The following is a 19,229-nucleotide window of genomic DNA, read 5'->3' as shown; positions in this document are numbered from 1 at the left end:
TCAACCCGGCTGACGCCGGACTTTCGATCATCACATATGGATGGCGCGCTTGCCCACCGCAAGCGCGGCTTCCTTGATCGCCTCCGAACGGGTCGGGTGCGCGTGGCAGGTGCGTGCCAGATCCTCGGCCGATCCGCCGAATTCCATCAGAACGCAGGCTTCGTGGATCATTTCGCCGGCTTCGCGGCCGACAATGTGGACGCCAAGCACCCGATCCGTCTTCGCATCTGCGAGAATTTTCACGAAGCCGTCGGTGGTCTGATTGACCTTGGACCGGCCGTTTGCCGTGAACGGGAATTTGCCGACGGTGTACGCGACGCCGGCCTGCTTGAGATCTTCCTCGGTCTTGCCGACCGACGACACTTCCGGCGTGGTATACACAACACCTGGAATGACGTCGTAGTTCACGTGGCCGGCCTGGCCCGCGATGATCTCCGCACAGGCAACGCCTTCGTCTTCCGCCTTGTGCGCGAGCATCGGCCCGGCCACGACGTCGCCGATCGCGTAGATGCCCTTCACGTTGGTCGAGAAGTGCGCGTCGATCTCGACGCGGCCGCGATCGTCGAGCGCAACGCCGGCTTCCTTCAGCCCGAGGCCCTCGGTGTAGGGCACCCGGCCGATGCAGACGAGCACGACGTCGGCTTCGATGGTTTCCGCAGCGCCGCCGGCGGCCGGCTCGACCTTGGCCTGCAGCGTCTTGCCGGAGCTATCGACCGCGGTGACCTTGGCGCCGAGCTTGAAGACGAAGCCCTGCTTCTCGAGCATGCGCTGAAATTGCTTTGCCACCTCGCCGTCCATGCCGGGCAGGATGCGGTCGAGGAATTCCACGACCATGACGTCCGCACCGAGACGCCGCCAGACCGAGCCAAGCTCGAGCCCGATCACCCCCGCGCCGATGATCAACAATTTCTCCGGCACCTTCTCCAGCGACAGCGCGCCGGTCGAGGACACGATGCGCTTCTCGTCGATGTCGATGCCCTTCAGGCGGGCGATATCGGAGCCGGTGGCGATCACGATGTTCCTGGTCTCGACCGTCTCGGACTTGCCGTCGCCGGAGACCTCGACCTTGCCGGCGCCGAGGATCTTGCCGGTCCCCTTGAGCACGTCGATCTTGTTCTTCTTCATCAAGAACTCGACGCCCTTGACGTTGCCGTCGATGCCCTGCTGCTTGAAGTTCATCATCGCGGGCAGATCTAGCTTCGGCGCCGGGACGCTGACGCCCATCTTGGCAAAGGAGTGCCCGGCTTCCTCGAACATCTCGGAGGCGTGCAGCAGCGCTTTCGACGGCATGCAGCCGACGTTGAGGCAAGTGCCGCCCAGCGTCGCGTCCTTCTCGACGACGGCGACCTTCATGCCGAGTTGCGCCGCGCGGATCGCGCAGACATATCCGCCCGGGCCGGTGCCGATGACGACGAGATCGTAAGAAGCCATGATGGAAGGTCCTGTAGCTAAGCTCTGTGACAATTACGCGGGCGCGATCGTGACGGCAGACCGCCGCCCGCTCTTGATCGTGTGCTAGCGACCGCCCGACACGTCGAGGATCGCGCTGGTGACATAGGAAGCCTCGTCCGAGATCAGCCAGACGATGGCGTTGGCGATTTCATCGGCGGTGCCGACACGCTTCATCGGCACCATATGGGCAAGCCGGTGCGCACGATCGGGCTCGCCGCCCGCGGCGTGGATGTCGGTGTCGATCAGGCCGGGCCGGATGCCGGCGACGCGGATGCCCTCATTCGCGACTTCGTAGCCGAGGCCGATCGTGAAGGAATCGATCGCGCCCTTGGAGGCGGCATAGTCGACATAGGTGTTGGGCGCGCCGAGCTTCGCCGCCACCGAGGACAGGTTGACGATGACGCCGCCCTTGCCGCCGTGCTTGGTCGACATGCGCTTCACCGCCTCGCGCGCACACAGGATGCTGCCGGTGACATTCACTGCCATCATCTGCTGGATACGCTCGGCCGACATCTCGTCGACACGCACACCGCTCTTGCCGACGATGCCGGCATTGTTGACGAGCGCGCCGAGCGTGCCGAAGCCGTCGGCCGCCTTGAACAGCGCCAGGATGTCCTGCTCGCTGCCGACATCGCATTTCACCGCGATCGCCTTGCCGTTCCTGGCTTCGATCGCGGCGACGACCTCGTCCGCCGCGGTCTTGTTGGATGCATAGCCGACCACGATGCGATAGCCGCGCGCGGCGGCAGCGAGCGCGGTGGCGCGGCCGATGCCGCGGCTGCCGCCGGTGATGACAACGACCTTATCCGTCACTTTGATCCCCAAATGTGAGCAACCAACAGATCGCGGCGCCCGAGCCGATCGGACGCCGCGCGCGATACGACCTTAGAGGTCCAGCACCAAGCGGGCCGGATCCTCCAGGCTCTCCTTGACGCGCACCAGGAAGGTGACCGCTTCCTTGCCGTCGATGACACGGTGATCATAGGACAGCGCCAGATACATCATCGGGCGCACCTCGATCTTGCCGCCGACCACCATCGGCCGCTCCTGGATCTTGTGCATGCCGAGGATGCCGGACTGCGGCGCATTCAGGATCGGCGTCGACATCAGCGAACCGTAGATGCCGCCATTGGTGATGGTGAAGGTGCCGCCCTGCATCTCGTCGATCTTGAGCTGGCCGTCGCGGGCGCGGCGGCCGTAGTCGGCGATCGACTTCTCGATCTCGGCGATCGACTTGTGGTCGCAGTCGCGCACAACAGGCACCACGAGGCCGCGGTCGGTGCCGACCGCAACGCCGATGTGATAGTAGTTCTTGTAGATCAGGTCAGAGCCGTCGATTTCGGCGTTGACCGCCGGAATGTCCTTCAGCCCCTGCACGACCGCCTTGGTGAAGAAGCCCATGAAGCCGAGCTTCGTGCCGTGCTTCTTCTCGAACGTGTCCTTGTAGAGGGCCCGCAGCTTCATCACCTCGGTCATGTCGACCTCGTTGAAGGTCGTCAGCATCGCGGCGGTGTTCTGCACGTCCTTGAGGCGGCGCGCGATGGTCTGGCGCAGCCGGGTCATCTTCACGCGCTCCTCGCGCGCGGCGTCGTCGGCCGGTGACGGCGCGCGAACCTGCACGGCGGCGGCCGGCTGGTTGACCGGGGTCGGCGCCGAGGCGGCCTTCTCGATCGCGGCCAGCATGTCGCCCTTGGTCACGCGGCCGTCCTTGCCCGAACCCGGAACAGTGGACGCATCGATGCCGCTTTCAGCGGACAGCTTGCGGACCGAGGGTGCCAGCGGCGCATCCGGCGGCGGCGCCTTCGGCGCAGCGGCAGCAGCCGGCGCAGCAGCGGCAGCCGGTGCGGCGGCCTTGGCGGGAGCCGCAGCAGCCGGCTTGGCGGCCGGAGCGGCGCCGTCATTGATCTGTCCGAGCAGCGCGCCGACGGCGACCGTCTCGCCGTCCGTGGCGATGATCTCGCCGAGCGTACCGGCCACCGGCGCGGGCACCTCGATGGTGACCTTGTCGGTCTCCAGCTCCACCAACGGCTCGTCCACCGCGACGGCTTCACCGGCCTTCTTGAACCAGCGGCCGATCGTGGCCTCGGTCACGGATTCGCCGAGCGTTGGAACGCGAATTTCAGTCATGGTCTTTTCCTCGATAACCCTGCGGTCGCAAAATTTGCGGTCGTGAAACTTGTCCGCCACCGCCCGCAAAGCGAGCGATCCGGTACTCCGTGACGACAGCACTTCTGCTGGATGACGCGGGATACCGGATGCCCCGCATTCGCGGGGCATGGCTTCAATGAAAGTCGTTAGTTCAGTGCGTCGTCGAGCAGCGCCTTGAGTTGCGCCAGATGTTTCGACATTAGGCCGGTCGCCGTTGCCGCCGATGCCGGACGGCCGGCATAGCGCGGACGCCTGTTGGGTGCGTGGATCTGGTTGAGCACCCATTCCAGATAGGGCTCGATGAAGTGCCAGGAGCCCATGTTGCGCGGCTCTTCCTGGCACCAGACCACTTCGGCGTTCTTGAAGCGGCCGAGCTCCTGCACCAGCGCCTTCAGCGGCACCGGATAGAGCTGCTCGACGCGCATCAGATAGATGTCATCGATGTCGCGCTTCTCACGCTCCTCGTAGAGATCGTAGTAGACCTTGCCGGAGCACAGCACGACGCGGCGAATCTTGTCGTCCGGCACCAGCTTGATCTTCTCGTCCGGCAGCATCTGCGCGTCATCGTACAGAATGCGGTGGAACGTGGCGTTCTTGCCGAGCTCCTCGAGCTGCGACACCGCGCGCTTGTGGCGCAGCAGCGACTTCGGCGTCATCAGGATCAGCGGCTTGCGGATCTCGCGATGCAGCTGGCGCCGCAGCACGTGGAAGTAGTTCGCCGGCGTGGTCGGATTGACCACCTGCATGTTGTCTTCGGCGCACATCTGCAGGTAACGCTCGAGGCGCGCGGAGGAATGCTCCGGTCCCTGCCCTTCGTAGCCGTGCGGCAGCAGGCAGACGAGGCCCGACATGCGCAGCCACTTGCGTTCGCCCGAGGAGATGAACTGGTCGAACACCACCTGCGCGCCGTTGGCGAAGTCGCCGAACTGCGCTTCCCAGAGCGCCAGCGCATTCGGCTCGGCCAGCGAGTAGCCGTATTCGAAGCCGAGCACCGCCTCTTCCGACAGCAGCGAGTTGATGACCTCGTAGTGGCCGGTGTCTTCGCCGCCGAGATGGTTGAACGGCGTGTAGCGGCTCTCGTCCTCCTGGTCGATCAGCACTGAATGGCGCTGCGAGAAGGTCCCGCGCTCGGAATCCTGGCCGGACAGCCGCACATGATGACCTTCCTGCAGCAGCGTGCAAAATGCCAGCGCCTCGCCGGTGGCCCAGTCGATCCCGACACCGCTATCGATCGCCTTGGCGCGATTGTCGAGGAAACGCTGGATGGTGCGGTGGACGCGGAAGCCGTCCGGCACCTTGGTGATCTTGCGGCCGATATCCTTGAGAACGGCGACATCGACGCCGGTGACGCCGCGGCGGGCGTCTTCTTCCTGGTCAGCAATCTTGAAGCCTGCCCACTTGCCGTCGAGCCAGTCGGCCTTGTTCGGCTTGTAGCCGGCGCCGGCTTCGAGCTCGGCGTCGAGCCGCGCGCGCCAGTCGGCCTTGGCCTTCTCGACCTCGCCCTCGGTCAACACGCCGTCAGCGACCAGCCGCTTGGCGTAGATCTCCAGCGTTGACGGGTGAGAAGCGATCTTCTTGTACATCACCGGCTGGGTGAAGGCCGGCTCGTCGCCCTCGTTGTGGCCGTGGCGCCGGTAGCAGAACATGTCGATGACGACCGGCTTGTGGAATTTCTGCCGGAACTCGATCGCGACCTTGGCCGCGAACACCACGGCCTCCGGATCGTCGCCATTCACGTGGAAGATCGGCGCATCGATCATCTTCGCCACGTCGGACGGATAGGGCGACGAGCGCGAATAGCGCGGATAGGTGGTGAAGCCGATCTGGTTGTTGACGATGAAATGCAGCGAGCCGCCGGTGCGATAGCCCTTCAGGTCGGACAGGCTGAAGCATTCAGCCACCACGCCCTGGCCCGCGAATGCCGCATCGCCATGCATCAGCAGCGGCAGCACGGAGATGCGCATATCCGGCGGATCGCCGTGCTGGTCCTGCTTGGCGCGCACCTTGCCCATCACGACCGGATCAACGATCTCGAGATGCGACGGGTTTGCGGTCAGCGACAGATGGATGTTGTTGCCGTCGAACTCGCGGTCCGAGGAGGCGCCGAGGTGATACTTGACGTCGCCCGAGCCTTCGACCGAGTCGGGGTTGGCCGAACCGCCCTTGAACTCATGGAACAGCGCACGGTGCGGCTTGCCCATCACCTGGGTCAGCACGTTGAGACGGCCGCGATGCGGCATGCCGACCACGATCTCCTTCACGCCGAGATTGCCGCCGCGCTTGATGATCTGCTCGAGCGCCGGGATCAGCGATTCACCGCCGTCGAGACCGAAGCGCTTGGTGCCGGTGAACTTGGTGTCGCAGAACTTCTCGAAGCCGTCCGCCTCGATCAGCTTGTTGAGGATCGCGCGGCGTCCCTCGGGCGTGAACGAGATCTCCTTGTCCGGCCCCTCGATGCGCTCCTGGATCCACGCCTTCTGCGCGGCGTTGGAGATATGCATGAACTCGACGCCAAGCGTCTGGCAGTAGGTGCGTTCGCAGATATGCACGATCTCGCGCAGCGTGCCGTATTCGAGCCCGAGCACGTGGTCGAGGAAGATCTTGCGATCGAAGTCCACCTCGGTGAAGCCATAGGAGCGCGGATCGAGCTCCTCGCGGTCGCGCGGCGCCTCGATGCCGAGCGGATCGAGCTTGGCGTGGAAATGGCCCCGCATGCGGTAGGCGCGGATCAGCATCAGCGCGCGAACCGAATCGCGGGTGGCCTGATGGACATCGGCATCGGACAGCTCGACGCCCTTGGCCTGCGCCTTGGCCGCGAGCTTGGTGCCGACCGCCTTCTCGACCTGGGCCCAGTTGCCGTCGAGCGCCGAGGTCAGCTCGTCGCGCGGCGTCACCGGCCAGTTGTCACGGCCCCACGAGGCGCCCTCGGCGTTCTTCTGGACGTCGGCCGGAGCGTCCTTCAGGCTTTTGAAGAAATCCTGCCATTCGGCGTCGACCGACGACGGGTCCTGCTCGTAGCGGGCGTAGAGGTCGTCGATGTAGGCGGCGTTGGTGCCCTGCAGGAATGATGAGAGTGCAAAAGCGGCGTTCGCGTCTTGGCGAGACATGGGCAGTCCTGGTGATTTTTTTCGGTTCGCGCGTAGAAGACGGCGCTGGTGCCGGTCTGGAAGTGCGCCGGCTGGATTGATACCCTTTACCCTATCTAGGACAGATATTCCTGCCTAAAAGAACTAAGAAATGAATATATTTTCATTTTTTATTGATCGGCATTTCGGCACCAAAACGCAATAAAAAAGCGGGTTCCCCAAGGAGAACCCGCCCCAAATCACGCCAAACCTCGAAGGGAACTCGCCGGACGGCGGTTACTTCAGCATCTCCGCGAGCGTATGCCCGAGGCGCGCCGGCGACGGCGACACCCTGATGCCGGCGGCTTCCATCGCCGCGGTCTTGGAACCGGCGTCGCCCTTGCCGCCCGAGATGATCGCGCCGGCATGGCCCATGCGGCGGCCGGGAGGTGCGGTGACACCGGCAATGAAGCCGACCATCGGCTTCTTGCGGCCGCGCTTGGCCTCGTCCTTGAGGAACTGGGCGGCGTCTTCCTCGGCGGAGCCGCCGATTTCGCCGATCATCACGATCGACTTGGTCTTCTCGTCGGCCAGGAACATCTCCAGCATGTCGATGAACTCGGTGCCCTTGACAGGGTCGCCGCCGATGCCGACCGCGGTGGTCTGGCCGAGGCCCTCCTGGGTGGTCTGGAACACCGCCTCATAGGTCAGGGTGCCGGAGCGGGAGACGATGCCGACCGAGCCGGGCTTGAAGATGTTGGCCGGCATGATGCCGATCTTGCATTCGCCGGCGGTCATCACGCCGGGGCAGTTCGGCCCGATCAGCCGCGACTTCGAGCCCGACAGCGAGCGCTTCACGCGCACCATGTCGAGCACCGGGATGCCCTCGGTGATGCAGACGATCAGCGGGATTTCCGCATCGATCGCCTCGCAGATCGCGTCGGCTGCGCCCGGCGGCGGGACATAGACCACGCTGGCGTCGGCGCCGGTCTTCTCGCGCGCTTCGGCGACGGTGTCGAACACCGGCAGGTTGAGATGGGTCGAGCCGCCTTTGCCCGGCGCCACGCCGCCGACCATCTTGGTGCCGTAAGCGATCGCCGCTTCCGAATGGAACGTGCCGTTCTTGCCGGTGAAGCCCTGGCAGATGACCTTGGTGTTCTTGTCGATCAGAATGGACATGGTTCGAGATGCTTTCGCGAGACGATCGGTGATGGGACTCTATGGTTTGAGCATGATCTTGTCGGAAAACCGGAGACCACTTTTCCGGATCATGCTCAGTGAATACGCCGGTACACGCCGGTGAGCACGTCGGCCCACCCTTCCGCGTCAGGCGAGAACTGGATTTTCATGTTGTAGGTGTTGTCGTCGACGACCTCGTAGACGTGACGGGCATTGCCGCGCAGCGAGCCGCGCACCAGGATCAGCGACTTGCCCGCCCAGCCACCGGACGCCGGTGACGGCGGGTAGTAGCCGAGCGAGTCGTGCCAGAACAATTTGTAGGCCCGATCGTCGCGGTCGTAGGTGAACACGCCGTGGGTGGCGAAGCTCTCCTTGCCGTCGCGGGTCTGCACGCTGTCCTGGATCAGGTAGAAGCCGTTGAGCGCGATGCGCGCAACGACCTGCGAGGTGGCCGGACCGCCCGCGGTCCAGCGCGACGGATAGACCATCTCTTCGCCGCTCCACTCGCCCGCAAACGCCGCGAGCTTGCGGTGTTCGTCCAGCGGTGTCGGAGCGTCGAGATGATCGGCCATCGTTAGCCTCCCTTGACGGCTTTCACGATCTTCTGTGCAGCGTCGTCGAGGTTGTCGGCGGGCAGAACGTTGAGGCCGCTCTCGCGAATGATCTTCTTGCCCTGCTCGACATTGGTGCCTTCGAGGCGCACCACCAGCGGAACCTTGAGGCCGACCTGCTTCACCGCGGCGACCACGCCCTCGGCGATCACGTCGCACTTCATGATGCCGCCGAAAATGTTGACCAGGATGCCCTTCACGTTCGGATCGGCGGTGATGATCTTGAACGCGGCCGCGACCTTCTCCACGCTGGCGCCGCCGCCGACGTCGAGGAAGTTCGCCGGCTCCATGCCGTACAGCTTGATGATGTCCATGGTCGCCATGGCAAGGCCGGCGCCGTTGACCATGCAGCCGATCGTGCCATCGAGCGCGACGTAGTTGAGGTCGTATTTCGACGCCTCGATCTCCTTGGCGTCTTCCTCGGTCTCGTCGCGCAGCGCGACCACGTCCGGATGACGATAGAGTGCGTTGCTGTCGAACGACACCTTGGCGTCGAGCACGCGAAGCTGGCCCTGCTTGGTGACGACGAGCGGATTGATCTCGAGCATCGCCATGTCCTTGGCGGCGAAGGCGGCATAGAGCTGGCCGGTCAGCTTCTCGGCCTGCTTGGCGAGATCGCCGGTCAGCTTCAGCGCCTTGGCAACCGTGCGGCCGTGATGCGGCATGATGCCGGTCGCGGGATCGACCGAGAACGAGACGATCTTTTCCGGGGTCGAATGCGCGACCTCTTCGATATTCACGCCGCCTTCGGTCGACACCACAAAGGAAATTTCGGAGGTCTCGCGATTGACCAGGATCGAGAGGTAGAACTCCTTGTCGATGTCGGAGCCTTCCTCGATGTAGAGGCGATTGACCTGCTTGCCGTGCGGACCGGTCTGCACCGTGACCAGCGTCGCGCCGAGCATCTGCTTGGCGAATTCGGCGACCTCGGCGGCCGATTTGGCGATGCGGACGCCGCCCTTGTCGCCGGCCGATGCTTCCTTGAACTTGCCCTTGCCGCGGCCGCCGGCATGGATCTGGCTCTTCACCACCCAGATCGGGCCGGGCAGCTGCTTGGCCGCCGCGTCGGCCTCTTCCGGCTTCAGCACCGGCACGCCGCGCGAGATCGGCACGCCGAATTCATGCAGCAAAGCCTTGGCCTGGTATTCATGGATATTCATGGAAAGACGCTCCCAAACCCTCGTGCGGCGACCTTTTACGTCAGCCTTGAAACTGGCATACCATATACCAAAGCTCGCGCAACTAAAAAATCCGCCGGAATTTCATCGCCTTGCACCCGACAGGCGATTGAAACCGCCTATCGGGCCATTGCCAATCGAGATTACTTGCCGAGCAGATCGGGCGCGATCTTCTTGCAGGCGTCGACCAGGCCCTGCACCGCACCGACCGACTTGTCGAAAGCCTCGCGGTCCTTGCCCGCCAGTTCGATCTCGACAATGCGCTCGACACCCTTGGCGCCGACCACGACCGGCACGCCGACATACATGTCCTTCACGCCGTACTCGCCGTTGAGATAGGCGGCGCAGGGCAGCACGCGCTTCTTGTCCTTCAGGTAGCTCTCGGCCATCGCGATCGCGGACGCAGCCGGCGCGTAGAAGGCGGAGCCAGTCTTGAGCAGGTTGACGATCTCGGCGCCGCCGTTGCGTGTGCGATCGACGATCTCATCGATGCGCGCCTGCGAGGTCCAGCCCATCTTGACGAGGTCGGGCAGCGGAATGCCGGCGACGGTCGAGTAGCGGGTCAGCGGCACCATGGTGTCGCCGTGGCCGCCGAGCACGAAGGCGGTGACGTCCTCGACCGAGACGTGGAATTCGTCGGCCAGGAAATAGCGGAAACGCGCGGAGTCGAGCACGCCGGCCATGCCGACCACCTTCTTGTGCGGCAGGCCCGAGGCCTTCTGCAGCGCCCACACCATGGCGTCGAGCGGGTTGGTGATGCAGATGACGAAGGCGTCGGGCGCGTACTTCTTGATGCCGGCGCCGACCTGCTCCATGACCTTGAGGTTGATGGAGAGGAGATCGTCGCGGCTCATCCCGGGCTTGCGCGGCACGCCGGCGGTGACGATGCAGACCTTGGCGCCGTCGAGCGCTTCATAGGAATTGGCGCCGACCAGATTGGAATCGAAACCGTCGACCGGTGACGACTGCGCGATGTCGAGCGCTTTGCCCTGCGGCACGCCCTCGGCAATATCGAACAGCACGACGTCTCCGAGTTCCTTGAGGCCGACGAGGTGCGCCAGCGTTCCGCCGATCTGTCCGGAGCCAATCAGAGCAATCTTGTCGCGTGCCATGGGAAATCAGTCCTTTGAACTGTGTACGGGAGGGAGGGAAGTCGGTTGCAAGGGTGGTTATCCCTTTCGAATGATCCATTCAAGTCGCGGCCTGCCCGATTGCGGGCCCTGCCTGGAATTCGATCAGGCATGCCACGGCATCGTCATTCCGGGGCGCGCGAAGCGCGAACCCGGAATCCGGAGATTGGGCGCGAGATTCCGGGTTCGGTGCTGCGCACCGCCCCGGAATGACAGCTTAGGTCTCGACCAGGCCGGTCGACGCGCCGCTCGCGGAGGAGTCCTTCCGGCCGTGCGGCAGCGCCAGGTAGGATTCCGAGCTCATCTCGATCAGGCGCGAGGATGTGCGCTTGAACTCCATCGCCTCGACGCCGTCGGTCGCAAGGTACAGCGACACCGGATCGGCCTCGGCCGAGGCCATCAGCTTCACGGCATTGTCATAGAGCGTGTCGATCAGCGAAATGAAGCGCTTGGCGGCATTGCGCTCGGCGTAGTCCATCACCGGAATGTGGTCGATCAGGATCGTGTGGTAGTCGTGCGCGAGCCTGAGGTAATCGGACGCGGCCAGCGGCTTCTCGCAGATGTCCATGAAGCTGAAGCGCGCGACGCCGTGCGCCGAGCAGGGCACATTCAGGATGCGTCCCTTGATCGGAATGAGGCGCGCCTTGCACGGCGCATTGCCGGTCATCTTGCGCCAGGCCGCGTTGAGCGCGGCATCGGCCGCGTCATCCGCGGGCACCAGCCACATCTTGACGCCGACGAGTTTCTCCAGCCGGAAGTCGGTGCGCGCATCGAGCCGCAGCACGTCCATGTGGTCGGAGATCTGCGCGATGAACGGCAGGAATAGCGCGCGATTGAGCCCGCCCTTGTAGAGATCGTCAGGCGCAACGTTCGAGGTCGCGACCACCACGGTGCCGAGCTCGAACAGCTTTGCGAACAGCCGGCCGAGGATCATCGCATCGGCGATGTCGGTGACGTGAAATTCGTCGAAGCAGAGCAGCCATGCTTCGTCGAAGATCGCCTGCGCTGTGAGCGCGATCACGTCGCCGTCCGCGATCTCGCCGCGCGCGATCTGCTGACGGTAGCCGTAGATGCGCTCATGCGCCTCGGCCATGAATTCGTGGAAGTGCGCGCGGCGCTTGTGTTCGACCGGGCTCTGCTGGAAGAACAGATCCATCAGCATGGTCTTGCCGCGACCGACCTCGCCGTGGACGTAGAGCCCGCGCGGCGGCTTGTCGTCCTTGTCGCCGCCGAACAGCCGCCCGAACAGGCCTTGCTTGCGCTGCGGCTTGTAGCTCGCGAGCCGCTCATCCAGCGCGCCGAATGCCTCGGCGGCGCGGGCCTGCGCGGGATCGGCCTCGATCGCGCCGGAGGCGACCAGGGATTTGTAGAGCTCGAGAAAGGAACTGGGCGAGGCGGACAGCATGAGCCCACCTTACGGCCCTAGTGCGCGGCAAATTGCAAGCCGTGAATTGTGCCAGTGGGGTATGCACTTTCCTCTCCCTCGCCCCGCTCTTGCGGGGAGAGGGCTGGGGTGAGGGGCTCTCACCACCCGACGCGCTCTATCGACGGACCCGTACCCCCTCACCCGGATCGCATCTTCGATGCGATCCGACCTCTCCCCGCAAGCGGGGCGAGGTGAAGAGGCTCACGCGCAGAGCGCGTAGGAATCCTCGACCACATAGGGCCCGCCGCCTGTCGACGCGCGCGACGAGAACAGCACGAAGCGGTCGGCCATGAAGCTGCGGCTCGGGAAGTAGCCGCGCACCGACAGATAATCCGCGACGTCCTGGCTCGAAGCGTCATGCAGACGCGCGAGCGTGATATGCGGCGTGAATTTCCTGCCCTCGGGATCGAGCCCCATCCGCTGCATCATCCGCTCGAGCTCGGCCTGCAGTTCGATCAACGGCCGGCTCGGTTCGACGGCGGCAACCACCGCGCGCGGCTTGCGTCCGCCGAAGCTCGACAGGCCTTGCAATTTGACCTCGAACGGCTTGCGGTTTACCCGAAACAACATCGTCGCGATCTCGTTGGCCCACATGCCATCGATATCGCCGATGAAGCGCAGAGTGACGTGATAATTTTCGGGATCGATCCAGCGTGCGCCGGGCAGGCCGCCACGCAAGCTGGAGAGGGTTTGGCCGATATCGGCCGGAATTTCCAGTCCAGTGAACAGACGCGGCATCGCAATAATCCTCGATGCTTGGCGCGGGTTTTGGGAGCCCGCACCCTGTAACGGCCCGGCGACGAATCACCGATGCCTATTTGTACCCGAGATATGTGACTCTGCGAAGCATGACCCGTTAACAGCTCGTAAACCTACGGACACGGCACGGCTCACTGCCTGCGCTTCAACTGCGTTGCCCTGATATTGCGCCGAGAAATGCCTCCACTGTGGGCAGGATATTTTTCACAACGATGTCCACACCTGCTGCCGTCGGATGCATGCCGTCGGCCTGGTTGAGCTTCGCGTCGGCGGCAACCCCATCGAGGAAGAACGGATAGAGCGGCACGCCAAGGGTCTTCGAGAGATCCGGATAGATCGCGTTGAACTTCGCTGCATACTCACTGCCATAGTTCGGTGGCGCGAGCATGCCGCACAAGAGCACGGCGATCTTGCGCGCCTGCAACTTTGTGATGATGTCGGAGAGCGCGGCACGCGTGACGGCGGGATCGATGCCGCGCAAGGCATCGTTGGCGCCGAGCTCGACAATCACGGCATCGGTTCCATCAGGCACCGACCAGTCGAGCCGCTCGCGGCCGCCCGAGGCGGTGTCGCCGGACACCCCGGCATTGCTCATCTCGACCTTTATCCCCTTGGCTTCCAACGCCTTTTGGAGCCGGATCGGGAATGCCGCCGGGCCCGGGAGGCCGTACCCGGCGCTCAGGGAATCGCCCAGAACCACCATCTTGATCGGCTTCGCCGGGCCCTTCTCCGGGCCATTCTCCAGCCTTGGCGTCTGCGCGCTGGCCGCCGTCATCAAGCCCATAAGCAACACGAGTATGTGCACGAAGATTCTCAACCGGCCCTCGACCGCAGACGCGGAAGTGCCATATGACCGAACCATGGACAGTCTCATCGAATCCTCTTCACTGACCGACGTCGAGCCGGACACCATTGCCGTCAGGAACGTCAATCTCTCGCTCGGCACCGGCGCGGCACGGGTCCATATCCTCAAAGATATCAGCCTTCGTGTGGCAGCGGGTGAGGCCATCGGCCTGATCGGCCCGTCGGGCTCGGGCAAGTCGACCTTGCTGATGGTAATGGCGGGGCTCGAACGTCCTGACAGTGGAGAAGTGGTCGTCGACGGCACCTCGTTCAATGCCCTCGACGAAGATGCGCTGGCGCGCTTCCGCGGCCGCCAGGTCGGCATCGTCTTCCAGTCATTCCATCTGATCCCGACCATGACGGCGCTGGAGAACGTGGCGGTGCCGCTCGAGCTCGCCGGCAATCCCGATGCCGCTGCGCGCGCCGCGCAGGAGCTGCAATCGGTCGGGCTCGGCGAGCGCCTGCATCATTATCCGACGCAACTCTCCGGCGGCGAGCAGCAGCGCGTCGCGATCGCGCGCGCGCTCGCGCCCGATCCCGCGATCCTCGTTGCCGACGAGCCGACCGGGAATCTCGACGAGACGACAGGCAAGCAGATCGTCGACCTGCTGTTCACCAAGCACGCCGAGCGCGGCATGACGCTGGTGCTGGTGACGCACGATCTCGCGCTCGCGCAGCGCTGCGACCGCGTCGTGCGGCTGCGCTCCGGCCGCATCGACGGACAATCCACGACATGAGCATCGCGTCCGAAGTCGCGGTGCAGGGCCGCGCGTCGTCGCTTGCCTTCCGTTATGCGCTGCGCGAATTGCGCGGCGGCCTGCGCGGCTTCTACGTGTTCATCGCCTGCATCGCGCTCGGCGTGATGGCGATTGCCGGCGTCGGCTCGGTCGCCGCGAGCCTTGGCGACGGCCTGTCCCGCGAGGGACGTACGCTGCTCGGCGGCGACGTCGCATTCTCGCTGATCTCGCGCGAGGCCAAACCCAACGAGGTCGCCTATCTGCGCACGCGCGGCGAGGTTTCGATCGCGGCCACGCTGCGCGCGATGGCCCGCAGCAATGACGGCAAGCTGGCGCTGGTCGAGCTGAAGGCCGTCGACGGCAAATATCCGATGCTCGGCGAGCTGACGCTCGAGCCGAACATGCCGGTCGCCGATCTGCTTGCCGAACGCGACGGCGTCTACGGCGCGGCCGCCGATTCGACGTTGCTGGCGCGGCTCGACCTGAAGCTCGGTGACCGCGTCACCATCGGCAGTGCGACCTACCAGATCCGCAGCGTGGTGGTGGCCGAGCCCGACAAGCTTGCCGGCGGCGTCGGCCTCGGGCCGCGCTTCCTGGTCAGCGAAGCCAGCCTGCACGCCACCGACCTGCTGCAACCGGGCAGCCTGGTGCGCTGGATCTACCGCGTGAAGCTGCCTGACGGCGCCAACGACGATCGCGCCACCACCGCGCTGATCGACGGCGCGCGGACCGCCGCGCCGGAGGCCGGCTGGGAGGTCCGCAGCCGCAGCAATGCCTCGCCGCAGCTCGAGCGCACCATCAACCGCTTCACCCAGTTCCTGACCCTGGTCGGCCTCGCGGCGCTGCTGGTCGGCGGTGTCGGCGTCGCCAACGCGGTGAAGAGCCATATCGACCGGCGCCGCGACGTCATCGCTTCGTTCAAGGCGCTCGGCGCCACCGGCCGCGACGTCTTCACGATCTACTGCACGCAGGTGGTGGTGCTGGCCGGGATCGGCTCGGTGATCGGGCTCGTGCTCGGCGCCGCGCTCCCCTTCGTCATCGTCGGCCTGTTCGGCAAGCTGCTGCCGCTGCCGGTGGTGCCCGCGCTGCATCCCGACGAGCTCGCGCTGTCCTTCCTCTACGGCCAGCTCACCGCGCTGGCGTTCGGGCTGTGGCCGCTCGGCCGTGTCCATGACGTGCCGGTCGCCGCGCTGTTCCGCGAGACCGTCGCCAGCGAGTGGCATCGCCCGCGCTGGAGCTATCTGGCGCTGATGGCCGCGGTGATCGCGCTCCTGATCGGAGTCGCGATCGGGCTTGCCTATGACAAGCGGGTCGCTGCCGTGTTCGTCGCCTCGTCGATCGCGGTGTTCCTGCTGCTGCGCGGAATCGCCGAGCTCCTGATGGCGGTGGCGCGGCGGCTGCCGCGCAGCCGCATGACCATGCTGCGGCTCGCGATCGCCAACATCCACCGGCCGGGCGCGCTGACGCCGTCGGTGGTGCTGTCGCTGGGGCTCGGGCTGGCGGTGCTCGTTACCATCACCCAGATCGACGGCAATCTGCGCCGGCAATTCCTGGCCGCCCTGCCGGAGCGGGCGCCGTCGTTCTTCTTCATCGACATCCCCTCCACCGAGGCCGACCGCTTCAATGCCTTCCTGGCGAAGGTCGCCGCCGGCTCGACCGTCGAGGATGTACCGATGCTGCGCGGACGGATCGTGGCCGCGCGCGGCGTCAAGGCCGACCAGCTCAAGCCGTCGGTCGATTCGGAGTGGGTGCTGCAGAGCGACCGGGGCCTGACCTACACCGGCGAAATTCCCAAGGGCTCGAAGATCGTCGAGGGCGAATGGTGGGGGCCGGACTACAGCGGGCCACCGCTGGTCTCGATGGAGAAGAAGATCGCCGACGGCCTGTCGTTGAAGATCGGCGACGAGATCGTCGTCAACGTGCTCGGACGCGACGTGCCGGCGAAAATCGCCAACCTGCGCAACATCGACTGGCAGGGCCTCGGCATCAATTTCGTGCTGGTGTTCTCGCCGAATGCCTTCAGGGGTGCGCCGCACAGCCATGTCGCGACCCTGACGGAACCACACGCCGATTCCGCCGACGACGCGCGCATCATCAAGCAGGTCGCCGACGCGTTCCCGATGGTGACCAGCGTGCGGGTCCGCGAGGCGCTGGAGACGGTCGGCAGCGTGGTCAGCAATCTGGTGCTGGCGATCCGCGGCGCCAGCGCCGTGACGCTGATCTCCGCGATCCTGGTGCTCGGCGGCGCGCTCGCCGCCGGACACCGCCACCGCGTCTATGACGCCGTGATTCTCAAGACGCTCGGCGCCACGCGGGTGCGACTGCTCGGCGCCTACGCGCTGGAGTATCTGATGATCGGTTTTGCAACCGCGGTGTTCGGGGTGATCGCCGGCTCGATCGCGGCCTGGCTGATCGTGACTAGGCTGATGACGCTGAGTTTTATCTGGCAGGCCGGCAGCGCCGCGCTGGTCGTGGTCGCCGCGCTGGTCGTCACGGTCGGACTGGGGCTCGCCGGGACGCTGCTCGCGCTAAACCAGAAGCCGGCCTCAGTGTTGCGGAATTTGTGACAAAATGTAGCGGCGCGAGCGCCGTTTTTGCCTATGATGCTAGGGCAGAGCGACATTCGGCCGCGCGTGGAAGCTTGCGTCGGATGTGTTAATTTCCCACATACCAATCGGGTCGGATAGTCGGTTTGAATGACACGGAATTAATGTTCCGCAAACCGAGCCATCTGAGATAGATTTACGACCGGCGCCGCAAATCCCTTGCGCTCCACCGGGACCAACCACGGGAATTCGACCATGTCGGACCTAGACCGCAACTACGCTTCTCCTTTCGGCCGGGCCGCCGGGCGCATTGACGCTGCGGCCGTCGACGCCGGTCTGCGCGCCTACATGCTGCGCATCTACAACTACATGAGCATCGGCCTGGCCATCACCGGCCTCGCCGCGCTCGGCGTCTACATGGGTGCGGTGACGACCGACCAGTCGGCCGCCGTCGCCAAGTTCGGCAACGCCTATCTGACGCAGTTCGGCTACGCGATGTTCGTGAGCCCGCTGAAGTGGCTGTTCATCCTCGCCCCTCTGGCGATGGTGTTCGTCATCTCGGCCGGCATCAACCGCCTGCAGCCCGCGACCGCCCAACTCCTGTTCTGGGTGTTCTCGGCGCTGATGGGTCTGTCGCTGTCGTCGATCTTCCTGGTGTACACGCACACCTCGATCGTGCGCGTGTTCTTCATCACCGCGGCAACGTTCGGTGCGCTGAGCCTCTACGGCTACACCACCAAGCGTGACATGAGCGGCATGGGCTCGTTCCTGTTCATGGGTCTGATCGGTATCATCATCGCGAGCCTGGTCAACCTGTTCCTGGCGAGCTCGGCGCTGCAGTTCATCGTGTCGGTGGTCGGCGTGCTGGTGTTCGCGGGCCTCACCGCCTGGGACACCCAGCGGCTGAAGAACGACTACATCTACGGCTACGCCTCGCAGGGTGGCGTGATGGCAGAGCGTGCGGCAATCACTGGTGCGCTGTCGCTCTACCTGAACTTCATCAACCTGTTCACGCTGCTCCTGCAGCTGCTCGGCCAGCGTGACTAAGCGCCTCGAGCGAGCCGATCAAATCCAAGCCCCGGCCATCCCGCCGGGGTTTTTCTTTTGGGCGAGGCGAGATGTGGCGTAGCCCGGATGAAGCGCAAGCGAAATCCGGGACAGGCTCATCCGCGGCTTCAACGGCCCCGGATTACGCGGAGCCTGCCATCGGCGCGTTCGTGCGACCCGTTGGCTCCTCCGGGCTACGAAGCTCGGGCACAACTGTGTCGGCGGATCAGCGGATTTGTAGCCCGGATGAGCGAAGCGACATCCGGGACGGTCTTACCACGCGGGTACAGCTTCCCCGGATTCCGCGGAGCCTGTCATCGGGCGCGCGTTCGCGCGACCCGTTGGCTCCATCCGGGCTACAAGCAGACTGACCTGACGCGCTTACACCAGCGACAGCTTGCGATCGATCACGAACAGCACGCGTTCGAGTTCATGGCCACGACGGAGGATCAGGCCGGTCGCGGAAATGACGCTGTACATGCCCTGCTTGCGCGCAAGCCGGGGATCCTTCTCGATCCGGTAGATCGGCATTTCGGATGCGCGCCGGAACACCGAGAACACGGCCCGATCCTTCAGGAAGTCGATCGCATAGTCGCGCCACTCGCCGTCGGCGACCATGCGGCCGTAGAGATTGAGAATGCGGTTGAGCTCAAGTCGATTGAATGTCACGCGGTTAGGCTGAGGGGTCGCGGCGGCGGTGCGCGCCGCGGCACGACTCCCGCTCGGATCAGTGTCCTCCGAGATCAAACTCATCGAGCGCCTCCTGTCACCTCGGTGACGGTCGGGTTCCGAAGGCCCCTCTCCGGGATCGTCACGAGAGTGACATGATCGCGCTAAGCGAGGGGACCCGCAAGGGGCCAATCGCAATGCAACCGGGCCTTAACCACCGCCGCACGCGGCGGATTGTCCGGAAAACCGCAGAGTCACGGGAACGTTAGCGGAATCATATTGCTGCCCCACTTCCGCCCATCGCCCGCCCCGCTGCCCTGCGAAAAGGAAATCCTGCGTTGGCCCGGTCCTTTCGGTTCCGGATTCCTCAGCCCCCAGCCCCCCGGGGCCGTCGGGATCGGGCCTGTTCGCAGGGGAGTCAAATCCCAACACTGGGCCA

General features: G+C 64.8%; 15 protein-coding genes. 3 read left to right on the top strand and 12 right to left on the bottom strand.

The window, feature by feature from the left end; all coding sequences use genetic code 11:
• Positions 1-30: 30 nt before the first annotated feature.
• The 11 genes from lpdA to ACVIYL_RS10290 form a co-directional block, all read right to left on the bottom strand.
• A complete protein-coding gene (gene lpdA / locus ACVIYL_RS10340; RefSeq protein ID WP_253605457.1) occupies positions 31-1,431 on the bottom strand; it encodes a dihydrolipoyl dehydrogenase in 1,401 nt (466 codons plus the stop codon).
• Between the two features lie 84 nt (positions 1,432-1,515).
• Complete coding sequence (locus ACVIYL_RS10335; RefSeq protein WP_028336311.1) at positions 1,516-2,265, bottom strand: SDR family oxidoreductase; 750 nt, start codon at positions 2,263-2,265, stop codon at positions 1,516-1,518.
• A gap of 72 nt (positions 2,266-2,337) precedes the next feature.
• Positions 2,338-3,579, bottom strand: a complete 1,242-nt coding sequence (gene odhB / locus ACVIYL_RS10330; protein ID WP_456778447.1) for a 2-oxoglutarate dehydrogenase complex dihydrolipoyllysine-residue succinyltransferase — start codon at positions 3,577-3,579, stop codon at positions 2,338-2,340.
• A 167-nt stretch (positions 3,580-3,746) separates the two neighbouring features.
• On the bottom strand, positions 3,747-6,707 hold the full coding sequence (locus ACVIYL_RS10325) for a 2-oxoglutarate dehydrogenase E1 component (RefSeq protein ID WP_456778446.1): 2,961 nt from the start codon (positions 6,705-6,707) through the stop codon (positions 3,747-3,749).
• 255 nt (positions 6,708-6,962) lie between these two features.
• The gene (gene sucD / locus ACVIYL_RS10320) at positions 6,963-7,844 is read right to left on the bottom strand and encodes a succinate--CoA ligase subunit alpha (RefSeq protein ID WP_028340814.1); all 882 of its coding nucleotides are present in this window, start codon (positions 7,842-7,844) and stop codon (positions 6,963-6,965) included.
• Between the two features lie 95 nt (positions 7,845-7,939).
• Complete coding sequence (locus ACVIYL_RS10315; protein ID WP_057020925.1) at positions 7,940-8,416, bottom strand: DUF1579 family protein; 477 nt, start codon at positions 8,414-8,416, stop codon at positions 7,940-7,942.
• A 2-nt stretch (positions 8,417-8,418) separates the two neighbouring features.
• Positions 8,419-9,615 carry an ADP-forming succinate--CoA ligase subunit beta gene (gene sucC / locus ACVIYL_RS10310; RefSeq protein ID WP_057020926.1) on the bottom strand — a complete coding sequence of 399 codons (1,197 nt, stop codon included), beginning with the start codon at positions 9,613-9,615 and terminating at the stop codon, positions 8,419-8,421.
• A 161-nt stretch (positions 9,616-9,776) separates the two neighbouring features.
• Positions 9,777-10,745 (bottom strand): malate dehydrogenase, encoded by a 969-nt coding sequence (gene mdh, locus ACVIYL_RS10305; RefSeq protein WP_028336306.1) that lies wholly within the window; start codon positions 10,743-10,745, stop codon positions 9,777-9,779.
• 235 nt (positions 10,746-10,980) lie between these two features.
• Positions 10,981-12,168: a cell division protein ZapE gene (zapE, locus tag ACVIYL_RS10300; protein ID WP_456778445.1), complete on the bottom strand. Its 1,188-nt coding sequence runs from the start codon at positions 12,166-12,168 to the stop codon at positions 10,981-10,983.
• Positions 12,169-12,390: 222 nt separating this feature from the next.
• Positions 12,391-12,927 (bottom strand): RNA 2',3'-cyclic phosphodiesterase, encoded by a 537-nt coding sequence (gene thpR / locus ACVIYL_RS10295; RefSeq protein ID WP_456778444.1) that lies wholly within the window; start codon positions 12,925-12,927, stop codon positions 12,391-12,393.
• A 166-nt stretch (positions 12,928-13,093) separates the two neighbouring features.
• Positions 13,094-13,753, bottom strand: a complete 660-nt coding sequence (locus tag ACVIYL_RS10290) for an arylesterase (RefSeq protein WP_076834707.1) — start codon at positions 13,751-13,753, stop codon at positions 13,094-13,096.
• Between the two features lie 55 nt (positions 13,754-13,808).
• Between ACVIYL_RS10290 and ACVIYL_RS10285 the strand changes: the two genes are divergently transcribed.
• From ACVIYL_RS10285 to ACVIYL_RS10275, 3 genes are all read left to right on the top strand, one after another.
• A complete protein-coding gene (locus tag ACVIYL_RS10285) occupies positions 13,809-14,528 on the top strand; it encodes an ABC transporter ATP-binding protein (RefSeq protein WP_074125617.1) in 720 nt (239 codons plus the stop codon).
• Positions 14,525-17,095: an ABC transporter permease gene (locus tag ACVIYL_RS10280; RefSeq protein WP_456778443.1), complete on the top strand. Its 2,571-nt coding sequence runs from the start codon at positions 14,525-14,527 to the stop codon at positions 17,093-17,095. The genes ACVIYL_RS10285 and ACVIYL_RS10280 overlap by 4 nt, the downstream gene beginning before the upstream one ends.
• 234 nt (positions 17,096-17,329) lie before the next feature.
• The gene (locus ACVIYL_RS10275) at positions 17,330-18,121 is read left to right on the top strand and encodes a Bax inhibitor-1/YccA family protein (protein ID WP_021078796.1); all 792 of its coding nucleotides are present in this window, start codon (positions 17,330-17,332) and stop codon (positions 18,119-18,121) included.
• A 381-nt stretch (positions 18,122-18,502) separates the two neighbouring features.
• On the opposite strand, the gene ACVIYL_RS10270 is transcribed toward ACVIYL_RS10275, so the two are convergent.
• Complete coding sequence (locus ACVIYL_RS10270) at positions 18,503-18,874, bottom strand: DUF2794 domain-containing protein (RefSeq protein ID WP_028336300.1); 372 nt, start codon at positions 18,872-18,874, stop codon at positions 18,503-18,505.
• Between the last annotated feature and the right edge of the window lie 355 nt (positions 18,875-19,229).

Source organism: Bradyrhizobium sp. USDA 3315, assembly GCF_054056795.1.
This window is presented reverse-complemented; position numbering and strand designations above follow the sequence as displayed.